Source organism: Vibrio mimicus CAIM 602 (assembly GCF_000338875.1).
GTDB lineage: Bacteria > Pseudomonadota > Gammaproteobacteria > Enterobacterales > Vibrionaceae > Vibrio > Vibrio mimicus.
This window is the reverse complement of record NZ_AOMO01000063.1, coordinates 1-3,908: the sequence shown is the minus strand read 5'-3', so window position 1 is coordinate 3,908 and position 3,908 is coordinate 1. Positions and strand designations below refer to the sequence as shown.

The 3,908-nt window shown below is 41.4% G+C and carries 6 protein-coding genes and 1 pseudogene; all 7 read left to right on the top strand.

Translation table 11 applies throughout. The features are described from left to right. Positions 1 to 333 precede the first annotated feature (333 nt). Positions 334 to 489, top strand: coding sequence for a DUF3709 domain-containing protein (locus tag D908_RS21985; RefSeq protein ID WP_390622370.1), 156 nt, complete (start codon positions 334 to 336; stop codon positions 487 to 489). A gap of 352 nt (positions 490 to 841) precedes the next feature. Continuing rightward, on the top strand, positions 842 to 1,210 hold the full coding sequence (locus D908_RS03690; protein WP_005526639.1) for a VOC family protein: 369 nt from the start codon (positions 842 to 844) through the stop codon (positions 1,208 to 1,210). A 169-nt stretch (positions 1,211 to 1,379) separates the two neighbouring features. Next, positions 1,380 to 1,958, top strand: coding sequence for a PH domain-containing protein (locus D908_RS03695; RefSeq protein ID WP_005526638.1), 579 nt, complete (start codon positions 1,380 to 1,382; stop codon positions 1,956 to 1,958). 233 nt (positions 1,959 to 2,191) lie between these two features. Further along, positions 2,192 to 2,446 carry a type II toxin-antitoxin system Phd/YefM family antitoxin gene (locus D908_RS03700; protein WP_005526636.1) on the top strand — a complete coding sequence of 85 codons (255 nt, stop codon included), beginning with the start codon at positions 2,192 to 2,194 and terminating at the stop codon, positions 2,444 to 2,446. Continuing rightward, complete coding sequence (locus D908_RS03705; RefSeq protein ID WP_005464459.1) at positions 2,439 to 2,708, top strand: Txe/YoeB family addiction module toxin; 270 nt, start codon at positions 2,439 to 2,441, stop codon at positions 2,706 to 2,708. The genes D908_RS03700 and D908_RS03705 overlap by 8 nt, the downstream gene beginning before the upstream one ends. Before the next feature lie 600 nt (positions 2,709 to 3,308). Then, positions 3,309 to 3,683: a hypothetical protein gene (locus D908_RS03715; protein WP_005526634.1), complete on the top strand. Its 375-nt coding sequence runs from the start codon at positions 3,309 to 3,311 to the stop codon at positions 3,681 to 3,683. A gap of 152 nt (positions 3,684 to 3,835) precedes the next feature. Then, a pseudogene (locus D908_RS21970) lies at positions 3,836 to 3,908 on the top strand (GNAT family N-acetyltransferase); the annotation flags it as partial.

Here is a 3,908-nt window from a genome sequence, read left to right as displayed (position 1 = left end):
AAAATGTGTTTAAAAATCATTGTTAAACAATGGGCTACGAAACTAACAAACGCCTCAAGAGGGACTGTCAACGCGTGGCATTTCCAGTCCCAATGAGCCGCGGTGGTTGCAGTTGTTGTGTTTGAGTTTAGTGTTAATGCGTTGCCAGCCCCTTAGGCGGGCGTTATGCTTAATCCATAAAAATCAGTAGGTTGTGTTTATCGATTTCTTTGGCATTTCGTTCAGATTTTGTCGGCAATTCAATATTGTTCGTCGCTGCCTAACGAAGCGGCAATGTGACTGGCGCTGTAAATTCTGAGTGATTGCCTCAATGGAACGTTGAGTTTGCGCGAGGTGAGTTTTGCTCTCTCAAGTCGCTTTGAGCAGTTTGGCGCCTTTACTTATGGGCTGAAAGTCTGTCGGCAATTGAGCATTGTTTTGTGCTGCCTAATGAAACGGCAATATGTTTGTCGCTGTACTTTTCAGCGTTATTGCCTCATTGAGTTGTAGCGCCAACATGTGGTGAGTTGGTTTGTCGGAGAGGGTTTCAACATTAGCTGGTTTGTAAAATGAAACCATGCATTGATCAGTTCATAGTTAAAATTTGAGTCAGTTCTAATTCAAGATAATTCGAAATTTGGTCAATGATTTCAGTGAGTTATTCTTGGGTTGGTTCAAATGTAAAGTGTTGAAGCTTAAGCATAACAAACGCCTCAAGAGGGACTGTCAACGCGCGGCGTTTCCAGTCCCAATGAGCCGAAGTGGTTTCGGTTGTTGTGTTTGAGTTTGGTTGTGATGCGTTGCCAGCCCCTTAGGCGGGCGTTATATGCTTTCAAAATCTGTGAGTAAAAAGGAGCTTAAAATGATTCTAAATCACGTCTCAGTTGGTGTTTCAAATGTGGCATCTGCTGTGGCTTTTTACGATTCAGTTCTATCCGCATTATCGGTAAGGCGTTCGCATTACATTGAAAATGTGGCGGCTGCCTACGGTGAGAATTTTGAGTTTTGGGTAGGTTGTCCATGTGAAAATGGAGCTTCTTCTGGTAACGGAACTCACATCGCTTTCAATGCGCCAAGTAAAGAAGCTGTTGACCTGTTTTATGCTACTGCATTAGAGCTTGGAGGCTCGTGTGCAGGTAAGCCTGGCTTACGTCCAGAGTACGGTGAGACTTACTATGCGGCATTTGTCCGCGATGCTGATGGAAACAAAGTTGAAGCAGTCTTTATGTAGTTAAAACAACGCATATAACAAAGCGTTAAAGCGGGACTTGGCACGCGTGGCATTTTCAATTTGCGTTGGGTTTAGTGGTTACGGCACTATGCGGTAGCTTTTGTATTGCGTGCCTGCGCCCCTTAACGCGGCGTTAGGCATCAGTGGCAATTATTTAGAAACTAATATTATGAAAGATATATTTAAACCAGTCTTAGATGACAATGAAGAAATATTCTGGGTGGGAAAGCCTTATTTTATAGCATACATGCTAAATGCTTCTTTTGTGTTCTTTTGTGGAATACTGCTATTTTTATTTTTAGGCAGGTCATCCTCGGAACTTTTTTCTACAGATCCTGTGCAGCTTTTATCTGAAGGGTGTGTAATGTGGTTTGGTTTAGCGTTAATACTATACAAGTTGCTAGTATATCCAAACACGTTTTATGCGTATTCCAACAAGCGGCTTCTCTTTCGTAGTGGCTTTATGGGTATTGATTATAAAGTAATTGATTACGATAAGATCACAAATGTTGAAGTTAATATTAATCCAATTGAGAGTTTGTTTAACGTTGGAACGATCAAGGTTTTTTGTGGTGAAGTCGGTGGTAAAGGCCAAAAGATTACTAATGATATGATAGCGATTCCTTACCCAAATGATACGTTCAGAAATATCAAACAAGTTTCTATTGATGTGAAGTCTGACTTACTCTATCCAAACTCACTTCGCCCTGAAGATAACCCCGGTTACGAGACTAAATATAAAAAGTGATTGATTTTGTTGAGTAATGCCTAACAAACTGTTTAAGAGTGATTCGCAACGCGTGGCATTTTCACTATGCGTTGGTTTTAGTGGTTAAGGTGGTATGTGGAAGCATCGGTATTGCGTTGCTCACACCTTAACAGAGCGTTAGTTGCCTTATCAATATCGCATGTTCAATTTACTGTACAAGTAGAGTGGCGAGGATTATACTTGTTCCATTAAATGTACATGTGGAGGTTCTTATGAGAATCGTATCTTTTACTGAAGCAAGAAATGGTCTTAAAGCTGTTTTGGACGGTGTAGTTAATGACGCTGATACAACAGTTATTACACGTCGTGATTCTGAAGATGCTGTGGTTATGTCCTTAGATTACTACAATAGCCTTATGGAGACAGTGCACTTGCTACGCTCTCCTCAAAACGCTGAACACTTAAACCGTTCTATAGCACAGTACCGTGCTGGTAAAACAACAGCACGAGAGTTAATTGATGAGTAGTAGTCAGCGTTTACTGTCGTGGACTGATGACGCTTGGGATGACTACCTGTATTGGCAAACTCAAGACAAAAAAACACTCAAGCGCATCAATAAACTCATTAATGATGTTAAGCGTTCTCCATTTGAGGGCATCGGTAAACCTGAGCCATTGAAAGAAAACTTATCTGGTTTTTGGTCTCGTCGTATTGATGATACTAATAGGCTTGTTTACGCAGTCGATGATCAGGCCATAACGATAATCTCGTGTCGTTACCACTACTAAATTAGGTTCAGCGATCTGGCATCTAACAAAGCATTTAAGAGTGATTCGCAACGCTCGGCAGTTTCGCTTCGCTCAAGTATAGCCAAGCGTCGCTCACACCTTAATGCGGCGTTATATTGTTTTTCAAGTTCAGGGATTAAAATGGGTGAGTTATTTAACACTCTAATGGTTTGTGCGGTGTTGGCTTCATTGTTTCCGCTTATAAAATCCAGCAAGAGTTTTTATGATGAATGGAATGAAATGGAGAATGAGCATTGGCGTTCTAGAGGGGCTCCACCGTTCGTAGTGTTCCATTTTGGTATGTTCTTATTTGTCCCAATGCTTTTCGGCAAAGATCTGGATCAACTGAATAATAAGAGGTTGATAAAACTTAGGAATGATCTCAGGTACAGCTTTGCTATTTTTTCGCTACTGTTGCTCGCATCCCAGTTAAATCAATAAATTGGTTTTGGCAGCATCAATATAACAAAGCGTTTAAGGCGGATTCACAACGCTTGGCGATTTCGGTTTAAATTGAATTTAGTGTTTAAGGTACAATGGTTTAGGTTTGGTGGTAGGCGTTGTTCACCACTTAACGCGGCGTTATAGCTCAGGGATAGCATGAAGTATAAGTTAATTAAAGCAATGGCTCACAACTTTACCCATTCATTCGTGGGTGGATGTAACTATGTCGATGGGACATTTATTTTCGAGGATTTATACACGTTAGCTCGCCTCAACGGAGGTAAGCCCGTTCAAATATCTTGGGTTCCAGTGCGTACAGAGGAACTGTTTCGAGTAACACCTAGAATTAGAAAATCACTAAGCTACTATCGCGAGTGGCTTCCAAGGCATGCGGCTAGTCACAATGTTAACCTAGATTGTGTCAAAGAATTTTATACTCAAGTTTATATGGCAAAAAATCACCAAATCTATGTGAAAGTAGTGACAGTCGATGCCCGTGGTAAAAGAGTGGAGCAGTACGTATACGCTTGAGCTATAACAAACGCCTCAAGAGGGACTGTCAACGCGTGGCGTTCTCAGTCCCAATGAGTCGCGGTGGTTACGGCTGTTGCGTTTGAGTTTAGTGCTATGCGTTGCCAGCCCCTTAGGCGGGCGTTATAAAGCTCGAAGAAAAAGGAAATTTCGTGGAAATTCGAACAGGTAAACTTGAAGATGTTGCTGGTATCACCGACATCTTTAATTTTTATATTGAGCACA